This window comes from Citrobacter sp. Cb028 (genome assembly GCF_030336705.1).
Lineage (GTDB): Bacteria > Pseudomonadota > Gammaproteobacteria > Enterobacterales > Enterobacteriaceae > Citrobacter > Citrobacter braakii.
Genome location: NZ_JAOWCZ010000035.1, coordinates 355,029 through 371,184 on the forward strand (window position 1 = coordinate 355,029; position 16,156 = coordinate 371,184).

Here is a 16,156-nt window from a genome sequence, read left to right on the forward strand (position 1 = left end):
TAGAAAGGGAGAATAAAATGTCTTTTCATTCTTATGAATCACGCATCGATGACGATCTGGAATTATTGAGTGAAACGCTGGAGGAGGTGCTGCGTTCTTCCGGCGATCCAGCCGATCAAAAATACCTTGAGTTAAAAGCGCGGGCAGAGCGGGCGTTAGAAGAGGTGAGAAATCGCGTCAGCCACGCCTCTGACAGCTACTATTACCGCGCAAAGAAAGCCGTTTGCCGGGCGGATGATTATGTGCATGAAAAACCCTGGCGCGGAATCGGCGTTGGTGCCACGGTTGGTTTAGTGATGGGATTATTGTTAGCACGGCGATAAATTCCATTCCGTCAGCGCATTTGTACGTACTCCCTAACTGGGGGTACTGCTTTTTCTGCTCAGTACCCCGTATAATGTGAGGTTTTTAACAGGGAGAGGTCCGCGTGCATTCAATCACTACTGCGCTGGAAAGTCTGATGCGTCATTTGTCGCAAGAGATACCAGCAGCACCTGGAATTCGTATTTACGATATCCCTTTCCCACTGAATGATGCGTTTGACGCTTTAGGATGGCTGGCCAGTCAACCTGTCTGGCCCCAGTTTTACTGGCAACAGCGTAATGGCGATGAAGAAGCCGCCGTACTGGGCGCTGTTGCTACATTTTCCTCGCTCGAATTAGCCCAGCATTTTTTACATCAGCAGAATGATAATCCTGACCTGCGTATCTGGGGCCTGAATGCCTTTGAGCCTCAGCGCGGCCATTTGTTATTGCCACGGTTGGAGTGGCGACGTTGCGCCGGAGTGGCAAGCTTACGCTTACATCTCTTTAGCGACGTGTCGCTGCGTGAAGACGCCGCGCAGGCGGTGGCGTTTATCTCATCGCTCGCCAACGTAAAGCCGCTGCCCGCATTGCGTCTGCATTTGACGGGAGAACAGAACTGGCCGGATAAAACTGGCTGGACAGACCTGATAAAACTTGCCACGCAAACAATCAATGGGGAACAACTCGATAAGGTCGTGCTGGCGCGGGCGACCGATTTACAGTTTTCCCAGTCGGTTAACGCCGCGGCCGTGATGGCTTCCAGTCGTCGTCTAAACCTGAACTGCTACCATTTCTTTATGGCGTTCTCCGCAAAGTGTGCGTTTCTTGGTTCTTCCCCTGAACGTCTGTATCGGCGGCGTGACACGGCGCTGCGCACCGAGGCGCTGGCGGGAACCGTTGCCAACCACCCTGAGGATCATCGGGCCTGGCAGTTGGGGGAATGGCTAATGAAAGATGATAAAAACCAGCGCGAGAATATGCTGGTGGTCGAAGATATTTGCCAGCGTCTGCAAGGCTGTACGCAAACTCTTGATGTGCTGCCGCCGCAGGTGCTCAGACTGCGCAAAGTGCAGCACCTGCGCCGCTGTATCTGGACGGAACTGAATCAGGCTGATGATACGCTTTGTCTGATGCAACTCCAGCCCACGGCGGCAGTCGCAGGTATTCCGCGTGAGCTGGCGCGTGAATTTATCCAACAAAATGAACCGTTTGAACGCGAGTGGTATGCCGGTTCTGCGGGTTACCTTTCTCTGCGCCAAAGCGAGTTTTGCGTGTCATTACGGTCGGCGAAAATTAGTGAAAATGTGATACGCCTGTATGCCGGGGCAGGGATCGTGCGTGGTTCAGATCCTGAACAGGAATGGCAAGAAATAGACAATAAAGCGGCAGGACTGCGCACTTTATTACAGATGGAAGGGTAATGAGTTGTATATTACCGACTCATATCAAAAATCCATTTATTCGATTCTTTATACTGTGTCGCAATATTGATACCGGACAATCTCATGTCAGTAAGCGCATTTAACCGACGCTGGGCGGCGGTCATTCTGGAAGCACTCACTCGCCACGGCGTCAGGCATGTCTGCATTGCCCCTGGCTCTCGTTCTACACCGTTGACTCTGGCGGCTGCGGAAAACCCCGCTTTTATTCACCATACTCATTTTGATGAGCGTGGCCTTGGGCATCTGGCCTTAGGTCTGGCAAAAGTCAGCCGGCAGCCTGTCGCTGTGATTGTGACGTCCGGTACGGCGGTGGCAAATTTGTATCCCGCGTTGATTGAAGCGGGCCTGACCGGTGAAAAGCTGATTCTACTCACGGCTGACAGACCTCCTGAGCTTATCGACTGCGGCGCTAACCAGGCGATTCGTCAGGCCGGAATGTTTGCCTCGCATCCATCGCAAACGCTCTCTTTACCGCGCCCGACCCAGAACATTCCGGCTAGTTGGCTGGTATCCACCATTGATAACGCCTTAGCTGCGCTGCATAGCGGGGCGGTTCATATCAATTGCCCATTTGCGGAACCGCTGTATGGCGACATGGACGAAACGGGGATTGACTGGCAGCAGCGCCTTGGCGACTGGTGGCAGGATGATAAACCCTGGCTGCGTGAGTCGCGTCGACTGGAAAGCGACAAACAGCGTGACTGGTTTTTCTGGCGACAAAAACGCGGCGTTGTTGTTGCAGGCCGCATGAGCGCGGAAGAGGGCAAAAAGGTTGCGCAGTGGGCGCAGATGCTAGGCTGGCCGCTGATTGGCGATGTTCTGTCGCAAACTGGACAACCTTTGCCGTGCGCCGACCTGTGGCTGGGAAATGCGAAAGCGGTCACTGAATTACAGCAGGCGCAGATTGTGGTGCAGCTTGGCAGTAGCCTGACCGGAAAACGGCTCCTGCAATGGCAGGCCAGCTGTGATCCGCAGGAATACTGGATTGTCGATAATATCGAAGGCCGCCTCGATCCGGCTCACCATCGTGGGCGCAGACTGGTAGCGACGGTTGGCGACTGGCTGGAGTTGCATCCGGCGGAGAAACGTCAGCCCTGGTGCGTGGAGATCCCACGCCTGGCGCAACTGGCCTGGCAGGCGGTAGAAGCCCGTCGCGACGCGTTTGGTGAAGCGCAATTAGCCCACCGTATCCGCGAATACTTACCGGAGCAGGGGCAACTGTTCGTGGGCAACAGTCTGGTGGTGCGCCTGATTGATGCGCTGTCGCAGCTTCCGGCGGGTTACCCGGTCTATAGCAACCGTGGCGCGAGCGGCATTGACGGCCTGCTGTCAACGGCAGCAGGCGTACAGCGCGCCAGCGCGAAATCGACGCTGGCTATCGTCGGCGATTTATCTGCGCTGTATGACCTCAATGCGCTGGCGTTATTGCGCCAGGTTTCCGCGCCGTTTGTCCTGATAGTGGTCAATAATAACGGCGGGCAAATTTTTTCCCTGTTGCCGACGCCAGCAAGCGAACGCGAACGGTTCTACCTGATGCCGCAGAACGTGCATTTTGAGCATGCTGCCGCCATGTTTAACCTTAAATACCAGCGCCCGGAAAACTGGGAGCAACTGGAGCGCGCGCTGACTAACGCCTGGCGTACTCCGGCGGCAACGGTGATTGAGCTGGTGGTAAACGAAACTGATGGGGCGCAAACCCTGCAGCAACTGCTGGCGCAGGTAAGCCATCTATGATCCTGCACGCGCAGGCGAAAGTGGGCCAGACGGGATTTCCCTGGCTGGTTTTCCTGCACGGTTTTTCCGGTGATTGTCGGGAATGGCAGACGGTTGGCGAAGCGTTTAAGAATTATTCGCGGCTGTATATCGACCTGCCGGGACACGGTGGCTCCGCTGACATCAGCGTGAGCGGATTCGACGACGTAAGCGCTTTGCTGCGTAACACGCTGATTAGTTACAACATACTTAAATACTGGTTGGTAGGTTACTCTCTTGGCGGCAGAGTCGCGATGATGGCGGCTTGTCAGGAGATGCCAGGACTGTGCGGTCTGGTGGTTGAAGGTGGACATCCAGGCTTGCAAAGTGAGGAGGCGCGCGTTCAGCGTCGCCTCTCTGATGGTCGCTGGGCTGCGCGTTTTCGCGCTGAGCCGTTGTGCGAGGTGTTTATTGACTGGTATCAACAGCCGGTTTTTTCCTCGCTGAATGCGGCGCAAAGAGAAGCGCTGGTCGCACTGCGTAGCCAGAATAACGGGCATACGCTGGCAGCGATGCTGGAGGCCACCTCGCTAGCCGTACAACCTGATTTACGCGCGCAACTCACTACGCGCACATTTCCGTTTTATTATTTATGTGGTGAACGTGACGATAAATTCCGCGCCCTGGCGGCGGAAATATCCGTACCAAGCCATGTGATTCGTAATGCCGGACACAACGCGCATCGGGACAATCCCGCTGGCGTGGTGGACTGTCTGGCTCAGATTCTGCATCGCTGACTATAGGACATTTTATGATCTATCCTGATGAAACAATGCTTTACGCACCGGTAGAATGGCACGATTGCTCTGAAGGCTACACCGACATTCTCTACGAGAAATCCACCGACGGTATCGCAAAAATCACCATTAATCGTCCGCAGGTACGCAATGCCTTCCGTCCGGTCACCGTGAAAGAGATGATCCAGGCGCTGGCGGATGCTCGCTATGATGACAACATTGGCGTGATTATTCTGACCGGTGCTGGCGACAAAGCGTTCTGCGCAGGTGGCGATCAGAAAGTGCGCGGTGACTACGGCGGATACCAGGATGATTCCGGTGTGCATCACCTGAACGTACTGGACTTCCAGCGCCAGATTCGTACCTGTCCGAAGCCGGTAGTGGCGATGGTTGCAGGCTTTTCTATCGGCGGCGGCCATGTGCTGCACATGATGTGTGACCTGACCATTGCGGCTGAAAACGCCATCTTCGGCCAGACCGGTCCGAAAGTCGGTTCCTTCGATGGCGGTTGGGGTGCCTCTTACATGGCGCGTATTGTCGGTCAGAAAAAAGCGCGTGAAATCTGGTTCCTGTGCCGTCAGTACGATGCGAAGCAAGCGCTGGATATGGGCCTGGTAAACACCGTGGTTCCGCTGGTCGATCTGGAAAAAGAGACCGTACGCTGGTGTCGTGAAATGCTGCAAAACAGCCCGATGGCGTTGCGCTGCCTGAAAGCTGCACTGAACGCCGACTGCGATGGTCAGGCTGGTCTGCAAGAGCTGGCGGGTAACGCCACCATGCTGTTCTACATGACGGAAGAAGGTCAGGAAGGCCGTAACGCCTTTAACCAGAAACGTCAGCCGGATTTCAGCAAATTTAAACGGAATCCGTAATGCGTAGCGCGCAGGTATACCGCTGGCAGATCCCCATGGACGCGGGGGTGATTCTGCGCGACAGGCGGTTAAAAACGCGTGACGGGCTGTACGTTCGCCTTTGTGACGGCGAGCGCGAAGGGTGGGGAGAGATCTCCCCGCTGCCGGGCTTCAGTCAGGAGAGCTGGGAAGAGGCGCAAACCGAGCTGCTGGCCTGGGTCAACGGCTGGCTACAGGGGGATTCTTCCTTACCGCAGCTGCCTTCGGTCGCCTTTGGCGCAAGCTGTGCGCTGGCCGAACTGGCTGGCGTATTGCCAGAGGACGCAGACTACCGTGCAGCGCCGCTGTGTACGGGCGATCCTGATGATCTGGTACTGCAACTGGCGGACATGCCGGGTGAAAAAGTAGCGAAGATCAAGGTCGGACTGTATGAAGCGGTTCGCGACGGTATGGTCGCCAACCTGCTGCTTGAGGCTATCCCGGAGCTGCATTTACGACTTGACGCCAACCGAGCCTGGACGCCGTTGAAAGCCCAGCAGTTCGCGAAGTACGTTAATCCAGAGTACCGCGGGCGCATCGCTTTTCTCGAAGAGCCATGCAAAACCCGCGATGACTCTCGTGCTTTTGCGCGTGAAACCGGCATTGCCATTGCCTGGGATGAAAGCCTGCGTGAAGCGGATTTCCTCTTCGAAGCCGAAGAGGGCGTCAAGGCAGTGGTTATCAAACCTACGCTGACGGGCAGTCTCGATAAAGTGCGCGAACAGGTGGCAGCGGCGCATGCACTTGGTCTCACCGCTGTTATTAGTTCGTCGATCGAGTCGAGCCTGGGCTTAACCCAACTGGCGCGAATTGCCGCCTGGCTGACGCCGCAGACCATTCCGGGGCTGGATACCCTGAGCCTGATGCAGTGCCAGCAGGTACGCACCTGGCCGGGTAGCGCATTGCCGTGTATCGATGTTGATGCGCTGGAACGCCTGCTATGACCCAGCGGGAAATGCCCGATAGCGTAAGCATATCGGGCCTGGTACAACCCGATGACTGGCCGTGGCGTCACTGGCGACAGGTTCGTGCAGAGGTGCCTGCTCTACGCCTCAACGATGAAGTATTAAGCTGGAGCGAGCTCTGCACGCGCGTTGACCATCTGGCCAGCGGTTTTGCCGCTCAGGGCGTGGAAGAGGGCGATGGCGTCCTGCTTCGCGCCTGGAATCATCCACGTGCTTTGCTGGCCTGGCTGGCATTGCTGCAATGTGGGGCGCGGGTTTTACCTGTGAACCCACAGCTGCCTCAATCGCTGCTTGACGCGCTGGTCCCGGACTTAACGCTGCGTTTTGCGCTGGATCTTGAGGCAGCTAATGTTCTCACGGGACTCCATCCGTTGCAGATGCAGGCAGTGCCAGGCAAGCATGCCGCCGCGTGGTTACCCCAGCGTTTGAGTACGATGACGTTAACCTCAGGTTCTACCGGATTGCCAAAGGCGGCGGTGCATACCTGTCAGGCTCATCTGGCAAGCGCGCAGGGCGTGTTGTCACTAATGCCGTTTGACGCTGAAGATGACTGGCTGCTCTCGCTGCCGCTGTTTCATGTTTCCGGCCAGGGTATTTTGTGGCGTTGGTTGTTTGCCGGGGCACGAATGACCGTGCGCGACAAGCAACCATTGGAGCAAATGCTGGCTGGATGCACTCATGCTTCGCTGGTGCCCACGCAGCTGTGGCGCCTGCTGGTCAACAAAACGGCGGTAACGCTCAAAGCAGTGCTCCTGGGTGGCGCGGCAATTCCTGTTGAATTGACGGAACAGGCGCGCGAGCAAAGGATTCGCTGCTGGTGCGGTTACGGTTTAACGGAGTTTGCTTCTACGGTCTGTGCGAAAGAAGCGGATGGCCTGGCGGATGTGGGGTCACCCCTGGCAGGCAGAGAAGTCAGAATCGTTGGTGGTGAAGTCTGGCTGCGTGCCGCCAGCATGGCGCAAGGTTACTGGCGTAACGGGCAGCTGATTCCTTTAGTAAATGCGGAAGGCTGGTTTGCCACCCGCGATCGCGGGGTGTTGAAGGACGGCAAGTTAACTATTGTCGGTCGGATGGACAATCTGTTCTTTAGCGGCGGGGAAGGCATACAGCCGGAAGAGGTGGAACGCGTGATTGCTGCGCATCCGCATGTTCTGCAAGCTTTCATTGTGCCGATAGACGACAAAGAGTTTGGTCATCGCCCGGTGGCGGTCGTTGAGTATGACACCAATGCGGGTGACACCAATCTGGCTGAGTGGGTGAAAGATAAGCTGGCCCGCTTTCAGCAACCGGTATGCTGGCTGACATTGCCACCCGAACTAAAATCCGGAGGGATTAAAATCTCTCGTCGTGCGCTGTCAGATTGGGTAAGTGCTTCATTGTTAAAATTAAGCAAACAGTAATTACATTTCTCACTTTCGCCATTGCGTCGCTATTGTCATTTTGTTTATCTGCTTAAGTGTAACCTGTTGTGAAATCTTTTAACAAAAGGTGCGCTATGGAATGGCATGTGAAGAAGTCTTGCTGTCACAAAAAAGCAGGCAGGCTCTATATCGTACTTTGTGATGGCGGCGGTTCGCTAAAGATGCTGGCTGAGGCGCAATCTTCCGAGTGGGTTAAGCCCGGAGACCTCCTTTCACCGCTGAAAGATGCACTGTATTGCATTAATCGCGATACCTCACGGTTAATCAAAATAATTGATGCCAGACAGTACACGTGCGACGAATGGGAACGTCTGTTACGACTGTCTGAAGATAAATAATCTCAGGGTTGGCGCTGGTGTGAAGGTAAAAAAATCGTCAGTAGCCCTGCCATGATGCACAGCACTCCGGCGAGCGCTTTCGCTGAAAATATTCCCTGCCAGCCGGGCAGGATCATTGATGCAACCCACACCAGTACATAGCTCAGGCTGAGCAGGGCATACGCTTTGCTCAGTGCGAGCTGGTGCAGCGCTTTATGCCAGCAAATCACCGACAGTAAATACCCTGCCAGTCCGGCATACAGAGCAAATGCGCCGACGCTAAGAGAGAATATGGCGGAAATGAATTGCTGCGGCTGCAGCATTGGCGGCAGATTATCCATCGCAAAGCCGAGACTCAACTGGGCGGCTGAAGTGATAATAACGCTGCATAATCCCCAAAAGATGCCCATTACACCGCACTCCCAAGAATAAAGATGCCGGTGATGATTAACCCCACTCCCAGCCAGTGGCGCGGGGTGACGGGTTCGCGCCAGATTTTCCAGGCAGCCAGAGTCACCCATACAAAATTAAGACTCAGCATGGGGTAGGCGATGCCGACCGGAATGTTCTGCAGCACCGCCAGCCATAGCAGCATGGCCAGACCGAGGCTTGCCAGAGCAAGCCCAATCCATAGCGTAATGTGGCGTTTTCGCGCTCGAACGGGAACGGGTCGCGACGCCTGCTTCTGGCATAACTGACCGCAGACGCTGAGCAGGCTGGCGAGAACTAAGGCTATCCAGATCATTTCGGCCGATACTGAATCAGGACCAGACGCCCCTGATTATCGATATAGTCAGCGGGAGGGATAGCAAGTCGATTAATATCTTCATCCTTATCAATTGTGAGCACGAGCGTAATGTTTCCTTGCTGACGATGTTGCGCTAACCACTCGGCAAAGTTCCCCCGACCGACAAAACGCCCCTGGGCATCCGGGTAGTTAAGGCCATATTTTAACTCGCCCGTTTGTCCGTACATTATGATGTCGTCACGCTTCAGGCTCCAGGCCAGCCCCGCGGCGACGCCAACGCTGTCGGTAAGAATATAACGGCTCGACTCCAGCGACTCTTTGGTCATCTCGACAAAAAATTGTGGCTGTTTAGATTCCATCACCCGGTCAGGAATGGAGAAGCCAAACAACAGTGCCAGGCCTAATGGACACAGCGCAGCGAACGTCCAGTTCTTCTCGCGGTTATTTAGCGTATACCAGCCAAAGAGTGTCCAGATGATAAAAATGCCCCACGCACAAAACACCTTATACGTTTCGATATGCGACCAGACCGGCGTCTTTAATGGACCCAGTGTAGAAACAATAAACGTGGCGACAATGCCGGTTACACCGAACAGAACGTTGATCCAGCCATTCACGCGCAGCGCGGTTGCACCTTTTTGCGCGGCCTGCAGGCCGAAACGCGCCGTCAATATTGCCAGCGGCGCGAAGCAGGAAAGAATATAGGTCGGCAGTTTTCCTTTCGCGATGCTGAAAAACAGGATTGGCATGATAATCCAGCTTAGCAGGTACAGTGCGCTGCGCGGAACATCCCGTTCACGCCAGCCCGTACGCAGCGCGCCGGGGAGCAGCCCGAGCCACGGTAATGCGCCAGCCACCAATACCGGAATGTAGTACCAGACGGGGGCCTTATGTTGGGCATCCTCCTGCGCGAAGCGTTGAATATGTTCAACCCAGAAGAAGTAATGCCAGAAATCCGGCTCACGCCGGGCAATCGCTATTCCCCAAGGCAGCACAGTCACGATGCAACCGACTACTGCCAGCAGACCGTAGATAATGAGATCTTTCCAGCGCTTTTGTACGAAAACCCACGGCAGTACGCTGTGCACAGGAATGGCGAGTGCCAGGAAACCCTTGGTCATCACGCCCATGCCGCAGGTTAACCCTAACAGCAGAAAGGCGGTAATTTTGCGCGTTCTGCTGGTGGCTTGCATCCCCTCCCAAAAGCAGCACATGCCCGCCATTAGCCAGAGCGCAATGATGGGATCAAGTACCGCGTAGGTGCCGATGCTGTAAACCGAAAAAAACGTTAAAAAGATAACCGAAGAGAGTACGGCGGTGCGCTTATCCCGCCACAACCGCATGGCAAGCCAGGCTACCAATAGCGCCGTCAGCAAAGTGGCAAAGATGGCTCCTGCTCTGACGCCGAAATTATTGGCGCCAAACAGCCATTGCCCGATGCTGTTTAACCAGTATCCGGCAATCGGTTTTTCAAAATACCGCAGCCCTAAAAAGTGCGGAACTATCCCGTCGCCAGAGGTCAGCATTTCCCGACTGATTTCGGCATAGCGCGTTTCATCAGGTTGCCACAGCAGGCGACTGTTGATAGGGAGAATAAAATACAGCGCAATAAAAGCGATAAATGCCAGGGTGTAGCGGACAGTAAGTTTCATCTTGTCACACTCACTGGTTGTTGGCGGCCGACCCATCCCTCTCTGCCGGGTATTTTGCCACGCACGATCTGCCCTGTTGGCAGCGAACTAACATCGTCCGGTAACAGGTCGCCGAGCGGGCAAAATGTTATCCCCATGTCTGCGGCGTGAGTAAGCAGCTCGTCAAAATTCTGTTGAAAGGCGATGCCTTCAACTTCCGCATGAATGGTATACACCGGTGTTCCTCTGCTCATCTGGATGTGGGAGAGAATGTAAGCGTTGAAGTCCACCGCCTGGACTTCCTGACCAACCACTTCATCCCAGGTGGGTAGCGTGACGGGAATTTGTGGCGTACCTGTTTTCCCGGATGTCAGCACCGGACGGAATAACGACGTTCCCCGACAGTCGCTGTTATAACGCAGATGGAACGTTTCTTTGGCGTGGACGACGCGATCGTCGGCACGCCATCCGGCAACGGCAGAACAAGTGACGGGTTGTCCGATAAGAGTTTCAAGGGCCGTGATGCCTCGTGAAATATCATCAATCAGCTGTTTATCATTCCAGTTTCCGCTTCGCGCCTGCCAGGCATGGTGATCCCAGGCATGCAGACCGGTTTCATGAAGCAGGGCGGTTTGCGCAATGATCGCCGCGTTGGCCTGGCCGATCTCTTTTCCCGGCCAGGCGGTTCCCGCCAGCAATATATCCCATCCGTAAAGTGATGCGGCGTTTGAGCGCAGCATCTTCCACAGAAATTGTGGTTTCACAAGACGCCAGAGGTGGCGTCCCATGTTGTCCGGTCCAACGCTAAAGAAAAAACTTGCCCGCACGTTATGTCGGTTCAATGTCTCCAGCAGGCGGGGTACGCCTTCGCGCGTCCCCCTGAAAGTATCGACATCTATGCGCAAGCCGACTTGGGTCATGATGTGTGTTCCGTGATATTCACACTGCGTAAGAAGAAGTCCAGCGTCTCTTCTACCGTTTCCTGCATCTCAATGGTGGGCTCCCAGTTCAGGCAGCGTTTCGCATTGCGGATGTTGGGCTTACGATGTTCAACGTCTTGATAACCTTTACCATAGTAGCTGCTGCTTTCGACGTCACGGAAACCGGCAAACGGCGGGAAGTGGTTACGCAATGGATGTTTTTCAAAGCAGGTAAGCAGCATTTCTGCCAGTTCCTGAATACTCGCTTCGTTCTGCGGATTACCGATGTTGATAATCTCACCGTCGCAGCGTCCGCCTTCGTTTTCAATGATGCGGTACAGGGCTTCGATACCATCCCGAATGTCGGTAAAGCAGCGTTTTTGCTTGCCGCCTTCAATCAGCTTAATCGGTGAACCCTCCACCAGATTGAGGATCAGTTGGGTAATGGCGCGTGAGCTGCCGATACGCGCGGCGTTAAGGCTGTCCAGACGCGGCCCCATCCAGTTAAACGGGCGGAACAGGGTGAAGCGCAATCCCTCTTTTTCGCCGTACGCCCAGATTACGCGGTCCAACAACTGCTTGGAAACGGAGTAGATCCAGCGTGGTTTATTCACCGGACCGACGATCAGATTCGAGCTGTCCTCATCGAAGACTTTGTCGGTACACATGCCGTAGACTTCGGACGTTGACGGGAAAATGATGCGCTTACGGTATTTCACGCAGTAGCGAATGATTTTCAGGTTCTCTTCAAAATCGAGCTCAAATACGCGCAACGGGTTGCGGGTATATTCGATTGGCGTTGCGATCGCCACCAGCGGCAGCACGACGTCGCATTTTTTAACATGGTATTCAATCCATTCGGAGTGAATGCTGATGTCGCCTTCGACGAAGTGGAATCGCGGATGCTGCAGAAAACGTCCAATGGCGTCACTGCCAATATCGAGCCCATACACTTCGTAATGATCTTCTTGCAGCAGGCGTTCGGTCAGATGGTTACCAATGAAGCCATTAACGCCGAGGATCAGCACACGGGTGCGGCATTTGCTGGTGGCAACCGACTGGCTGTTCAGGCGAGAACCTGGTACCAGGCCCAAAACCTGAGCCAGTTGCGAGCCTTGCATTGCAATACCATCGCCAGCTTGTCCGGTAATAATTTCCAGGGCGCCATCGCCACAGGCGATCAGCAAAGGAGAAACGGAGATGACGGTACCCGGTTGGGCCGCTGAGTTATTTACGCAAACGCGCGATGACCAGACGGTGAACTTTTGTGTGCCGACATAGCTATATGCGCCCGGCCACGGATCGCTGACGGCGCGGACCTGGTTATGCAACTCCGCGGCAGGTGTGTTCCAGTCGAGGAAGCTATCTTCCGGTGTACGGCGACCAAAACAGGTAGCATCTGCTTCCTGTTGGGGGCGTTCTGCATAATCCCCGGTTTTAATCGCGGGCAGTGCCTGTTCCAGCAGGTGACGCGCAGCCTGACACAATTTATGGTGCAGCGTTAACGCCACGTCATCTGGCGAAATAGCGACTCGCTGCTGGGCAATAATGGCGCCAGCATCCGCGCGTTTGACCATGCGGTGAAGCGTGACGCCGGTTTCGGTTTCGCCATTGACCAATACCCAGTTCAGCGGCGCGCGACCACGGTATTTCGGCAGCAACGAACCGTGCAGATTAAAAGCCCCCGCAGGCGCAAGACTGAGGATCTCATCACTCAGTAAATGACGATAGTAGAACGAGAAGATAACATCCGGCGCCAGTTGGCTAATGCGTTCAATCCACAAGGGATGATTGACCTCGTCCGGGGCGTAAACCGGAATTCCGGCGCTGGCGGCAAGGCGGGAAACCGATCCAAAAAATGCTTTTTCGCCCGGATTATCAGTGTGCGTAAAAATGGCAGCGATTTCATAACCGGCATCCAACAAAGCCTGGACACCCTGACATCCCATATCGTGATAGGCAAATACGATGGCTTTCATGCGCGGTTTTCCTCGGTTGGCTGCGTGGTTTGTGGGCGGATAACGTGTTGAACAAAATAGCGGGGGCGGGCGCGGACATCGTTATAGATGCGACCGATATATTCGCCGAGTAAACCCATGCCAATAAACTGTGCGCCGATAAAGGTAAACAGGACGGCAAACAGCATGAATACCCCTTCCGCGGCCCACTGTGGACCGAGCGTCAGACGCAGAACCACAAGCAGGATAGACAAGGTAAAGCCAGTGGCGGCGATTACGCTGCCCAACAGGCTCAACATACGAAGTGGCGTTGTGGTCAGACAGGTCATCAGGTCATACATCAGGTTGATCAGACGCATAAAGCTGTATTTGGAGTCACCAAATTCTCGCTCTGCATGGTGTACCGGGATTTCCGTAGCGCGCCGGGCAAAAATGTTGGCCAGAATCGGGATAAAGGTACTGCGCTCCTGGCAATGCAGCATGGCATCGACGATGTGGCGGCGATAAGCGCGTAACATGCAACCGTAGTCGCCCATCGCTTTACCGGTGGTGCGCTGAATCAGATGGTTAATCATTCGCGATGCGGTCTTACGAAATACGCTGTCCTGACGGTTCTGACGTACCGTGCCGATCACATCGAAGCCTTCATCTGCGGTGGCGACCAGCCGTGGGATCTCCTCCGGCGGGTTTTGCAAATCGGCATCCAGTGTGATGATCACGTCGCCGGTGACATGACTGAAACCGGCCATAATCGCCGAGTGTTGCCCGTAATTGCGATTCAATAAAATAGAAACAATATGGCTGTTCGGTGCCTGGGAAGCATCCATCATCAGCTGTGCGGAATGGTCGTTGCTGCCGTCATCAATTAGCAGAATTTCATAGTCTTTGCCCAATTTTTCGCAGGCAGCGCTGGTACGTCTGATTAACTCTGGCAAGCTTTCCTGTTCATTAAAAACGGGAATGACCACCGAGACTTTTTTGATCGGTGCTGCTTCAAACATGGTTATTGTCCTGCAATCTCGCGAAGTGCCGTAATTACCCGCTGGGTGTCATCGGCGGTCATATCGGGGAATAACGGCAGTGAGCAAATGCGCGCGCTATTCCATTCTGTATTGGGGAGCGAAAGGGTAGTGAAGCGTTCGCGGTAATATTTTTGCGTATGGGCCGCACGAAAATGCAGACCGGTGCCGATATTTTTGGCCTTTAACGCTTCCATTAAGGCATCTCTGCTCAGACCGCAGCGGGCTTCGTCAACGCGAATGATGAACAGGTGCCAGGCGTGAACGTGCGCCCACTGGGGCAGACTCAGTGGTTGAAATGGCGTATCGGCCAGCGCCTGTTGATACTCGCGGGCAATTTGTGCCCGGCGTGAGTTCAGGTGTTCCAGTTTATTTAGCTGTACCAACGCAATGGCGGCGTTGATATCCGTGAGGTTGTACTTGTACCCTGGCGCAAGCACTTCGGCCTGCGGCGCCCGGCCATAGGTTTGTCGATCAAAGGCATCAACGCCCAGACCGTGAAACTTCAGGCTGCGAAGCCGTTGGGCAAGCTGGCTGTCGTCGGTAACGATCAACCCGCCTTCGGCGCAGGTAATATTTTTGATGGCGTGAAACGAGAATATTGCCGTGCCGCGCGCGCCGACATGACGACCTTTATACAACGTCCCTACGGCGTGGGCCGCATCTTCTATAATCGGAATGCCATAGCGTTCGCCAATGGCATAAATCGCGTCCAGGTCGGCGGGGGCGCCTGCGTAATGTACCGGAATAATGGCTTTGGTTCGCGGGGTGATGGCGGCCTCAATTTGCTCCGGTGTGACCATGAGCGTATCGCGGTCGACGTCGATCATGACTGGCGCCGCACCCAGCAGGACAATCATGTTGAGAGTAGAAACCCACGTCATTGACGGTGTAATGATCTCATCGCCTGCACCGATGTCCAGCGCCATCAGCGTGATGTGCATTCCTGCCGTAGCGGAGCAGACGGCGACGGCGTGTTGATTTCCCGTGAGCTGGCAGAAGGCTTCTTCCAGCTGTTGATTTTTCGGGCCGGTGGTTATCCATCCAGAGTCCAGAACCGTCTTCACAGCAGCAAGTTCTTCAGCCCCCATTGCCGGGCGAGAGAAAGGCAAAAAGTCAGACATCATTATTCCTTCAAGCCATTTAACGCCACCGACGTTTTATTTTTAGTGATAAACAGGGGCGTCGTTAATTATTTCATCAGGCTTCAAAGGGTAATGACGGAAGGTTAATTTATCCTTAAGAGTTTAAGGTTTGGGAAAGAGAGAGGAATAGCGTATTTTTTATTTATCTTAATGAAAAAAGATCATGTAGTTTCTTGAGTAGTTTGGGCGACATTGCTGTTATCTGCAGACTGATGAGCGCAATGTCGCTATTAAGAATGCTAATTATATGCCGTTATTAAAATGATGATTTACAGTAACCCTTTCAAGGTTAACGTTTTACGCGTGGCGATATTTAAATCGTAGGAGCCGAGATCTTCCGCTTTAACCCAGGTGAATGCCTGGAATTCTTCGTTAATCTTCACTTCACGATTAGCCGCCACACAATCGAAGATGAGATAAATCATATAAATCTCTTCCTGACTGCCATCGGCGTACGTTTTGGTGCGAACATCGTCACTGAAGGTCCATGGCGTAATATCTGATAACACCAGTTGTTCGCCCAGCTCTTCTCTTACTTCACGGCGCAAAGCTTCTTCAATACGTTCACCCGGTTCAACGCCGCCGCCAGAAAGCGCCCACTGACCGGGGAACACACCGCGGTCGTCAGCCATTTTGCACAGTAAATAACAGCCATCGTTTTGAATTAATGGGCAAACAATTGTTCTTTGGCGCATAAGTCGAATCCTTGTAGGGGGAGGTATAGAAAATTCCATCGTGCACGCATCTTACCTTTTGCTGACGGTAGAAAAAACGCTTCATCGACGAATAACGCCGCTTTGCCAGGGAAAACAGGATGTTTGTTGAAAATGGCGTTCTGCTGCCCTCAGTGGCGTAATTGCTACAAGAATTTAACCTTATCTAAATCTTGTGAGTAGTATTTGCTTA

The 16,156-nt window shown here is 54.1% G+C and carries 16 protein-coding genes; 8 read left to right on the forward strand and 8 right to left on the reverse strand.

Annotation, left to right across the window (positions count from 1 at the left end):
• Positions 1–17 precede the first annotated feature (17 nt).
• The 8 genes from elaB (at position 18) to pmrD (ending at position 7,850) form a co-directional block, all read left to right on the forward strand.
• Positions 18–323, forward strand: coding sequence for a stress response protein ElaB (gene elaB / locus OGV75_RS20550; RefSeq protein WP_003027683.1), 306 nt, complete (start codon positions 18–20; stop codon positions 321–323).
• Positions 324–427: 104 nt separating this feature from the next.
• Positions 428–1,726 carry an isochorismate synthase MenF gene (menF, locus tag OGV75_RS20555; protein ID WP_046275930.1) on the forward strand — a complete coding sequence of 433 codons (1,299 nt, stop codon included), beginning with the start codon at positions 428–430 and terminating at the stop codon, positions 1,724–1,726.
• A gap of 84 nt (positions 1,727–1,810) precedes the next feature.
• Positions 1,811–3,481 carry a 2-succinyl-5-enolpyruvyl-6-hydroxy-3-cyclohexene-1-carboxylic-acid synthase gene (menD, locus tag OGV75_RS20560; RefSeq protein WP_019077287.1) on the forward strand — a complete coding sequence of 557 codons (1,671 nt, stop codon included), beginning with the start codon at positions 1,811–1,813 and terminating at the stop codon, positions 3,479–3,481.
• Positions 3,478–4,236: a 2-succinyl-6-hydroxy-2,4-cyclohexadiene-1-carboxylate synthase gene (gene menH, locus OGV75_RS20565; RefSeq protein WP_286481116.1), complete on the forward strand. Its 759-nt coding sequence runs from the start codon at positions 3,478–3,480 to the stop codon at positions 4,234–4,236. The genes menD and menH overlap by 4 nt, the downstream gene beginning before the upstream one ends.
• A 14-nt stretch (positions 4,237–4,250) precedes the next feature.
• Positions 4,251–5,108 carry a 1,4-dihydroxy-2-naphthoyl-CoA synthase gene (gene menB, locus OGV75_RS20570; protein ID WP_053389241.1) on the forward strand — a complete coding sequence of 286 codons (858 nt, stop codon included), beginning with the start codon at positions 4,251–4,253 and terminating at the stop codon, positions 5,106–5,108.
• Positions 5,108–6,070: an o-succinylbenzoate synthase gene (gene menC / locus OGV75_RS20575; protein WP_046275931.1), complete on the forward strand. Its 963-nt coding sequence runs from the start codon at positions 5,108–5,110 to the stop codon at positions 6,068–6,070. Before menB ends, menC begins: the two co-directional genes overlap by 1 nt.
• Entirely contained in the window at positions 6,067–7,491 is a 1,425-nt protein-coding gene (menE, locus tag OGV75_RS20580) for an o-succinylbenzoate--CoA ligase (RefSeq protein WP_286481117.1), read from the forward strand. Before menC ends, menE begins: the two co-directional genes overlap by 4 nt.
• A gap of 95 nt (positions 7,492–7,586) precedes the next feature.
• Positions 7,587–7,850 carry a signal transduction protein PmrD gene (pmrD, locus tag OGV75_RS20585; protein WP_131346463.1) on the forward strand — a complete coding sequence of 88 codons (264 nt, stop codon included), beginning with the start codon at positions 7,587–7,589 and terminating at the stop codon, positions 7,848–7,850.
• A 2-nt stretch (positions 7,851–7,852) separates the two neighbouring features.
• Here the strand turns inward: pmrD and arnF are convergent, their stop codons facing one another.
• From arnF to nudI, 8 genes are all read right to left on the reverse strand, one after another.
• A complete protein-coding gene (arnF, locus tag OGV75_RS20590) occupies positions 7,853–8,239 on the reverse strand; it encodes a 4-amino-4-deoxy-L-arabinose-phosphoundecaprenol flippase subunit ArnF (protein ID WP_109017487.1) in 387 nt (128 codons plus the stop codon).
• The gene (arnE, locus tag OGV75_RS20595) at positions 8,239–8,574 is read right to left on the reverse strand and encodes a 4-amino-4-deoxy-L-arabinose-phosphoundecaprenol flippase subunit ArnE (RefSeq protein ID WP_016153819.1); all 336 of its coding nucleotides are present in this window, start codon (positions 8,572–8,574) and stop codon (positions 8,239–8,241) included. Before arnE ends, arnF begins: the two co-directional genes overlap by 1 nt.
• Positions 8,571–10,229 carry a lipid IV(A) 4-amino-4-deoxy-L-arabinosyltransferase gene (gene arnT / locus OGV75_RS20600; protein ID WP_286481118.1) on the reverse strand — a complete coding sequence of 553 codons (1,659 nt, stop codon included), beginning with the start codon at positions 10,227–10,229 and terminating at the stop codon, positions 8,571–8,573. Before arnT ends, arnE begins: the two co-directional genes overlap by 4 nt.
• Positions 10,226–11,128 carry a 4-deoxy-4-formamido-L-arabinose-phosphoundecaprenol deformylase gene (gene arnD / locus OGV75_RS20605; protein ID WP_286481119.1) on the reverse strand — a complete coding sequence of 301 codons (903 nt, stop codon included), beginning with the start codon at positions 11,126–11,128 and terminating at the stop codon, positions 10,226–10,228. Before arnD ends, arnT begins: the two co-directional genes overlap by 4 nt.
• Positions 11,125–13,107, reverse strand: coding sequence for a bifunctional UDP-4-amino-4-deoxy-L-arabinose formyltransferase/UDP-glucuronic acid oxidase ArnA (arnA, locus tag OGV75_RS20610; protein ID WP_016157032.1), 1,983 nt, complete (start codon positions 13,105–13,107; stop codon positions 11,125–11,127). The genes arnD and arnA overlap by 4 nt, the downstream gene beginning before the upstream one ends.
• Positions 13,104–14,087 carry an undecaprenyl-phosphate 4-deoxy-4-formamido-L-arabinose transferase gene (arnC, locus tag OGV75_RS20615; RefSeq protein WP_286481120.1) on the reverse strand — a complete coding sequence of 328 codons (984 nt, stop codon included), beginning with the start codon at positions 14,085–14,087 and terminating at the stop codon, positions 13,104–13,106. Before arnC ends, arnA begins: the two co-directional genes overlap by 4 nt.
• A gap of 2 nt (positions 14,088–14,089) precedes the next feature.
• The gene (arnB, locus tag OGV75_RS20620; RefSeq protein WP_200011539.1) at positions 14,090–15,229 is read right to left on the reverse strand and encodes a UDP-4-amino-4-deoxy-L-arabinose aminotransferase; all 1,140 of its coding nucleotides are present in this window, start codon (positions 15,227–15,229) and stop codon (positions 14,090–14,092) included.
• A gap of 290 nt (positions 15,230–15,519) precedes the next feature.
• A complete protein-coding gene (nudI, locus tag OGV75_RS20625; RefSeq protein ID WP_200046878.1) occupies positions 15,520–15,945 on the reverse strand; it encodes a nucleoside triphosphatase NudI in 426 nt (141 codons plus the stop codon).
• Positions 15,946–16,156 lie beyond the last annotated feature (211 nt).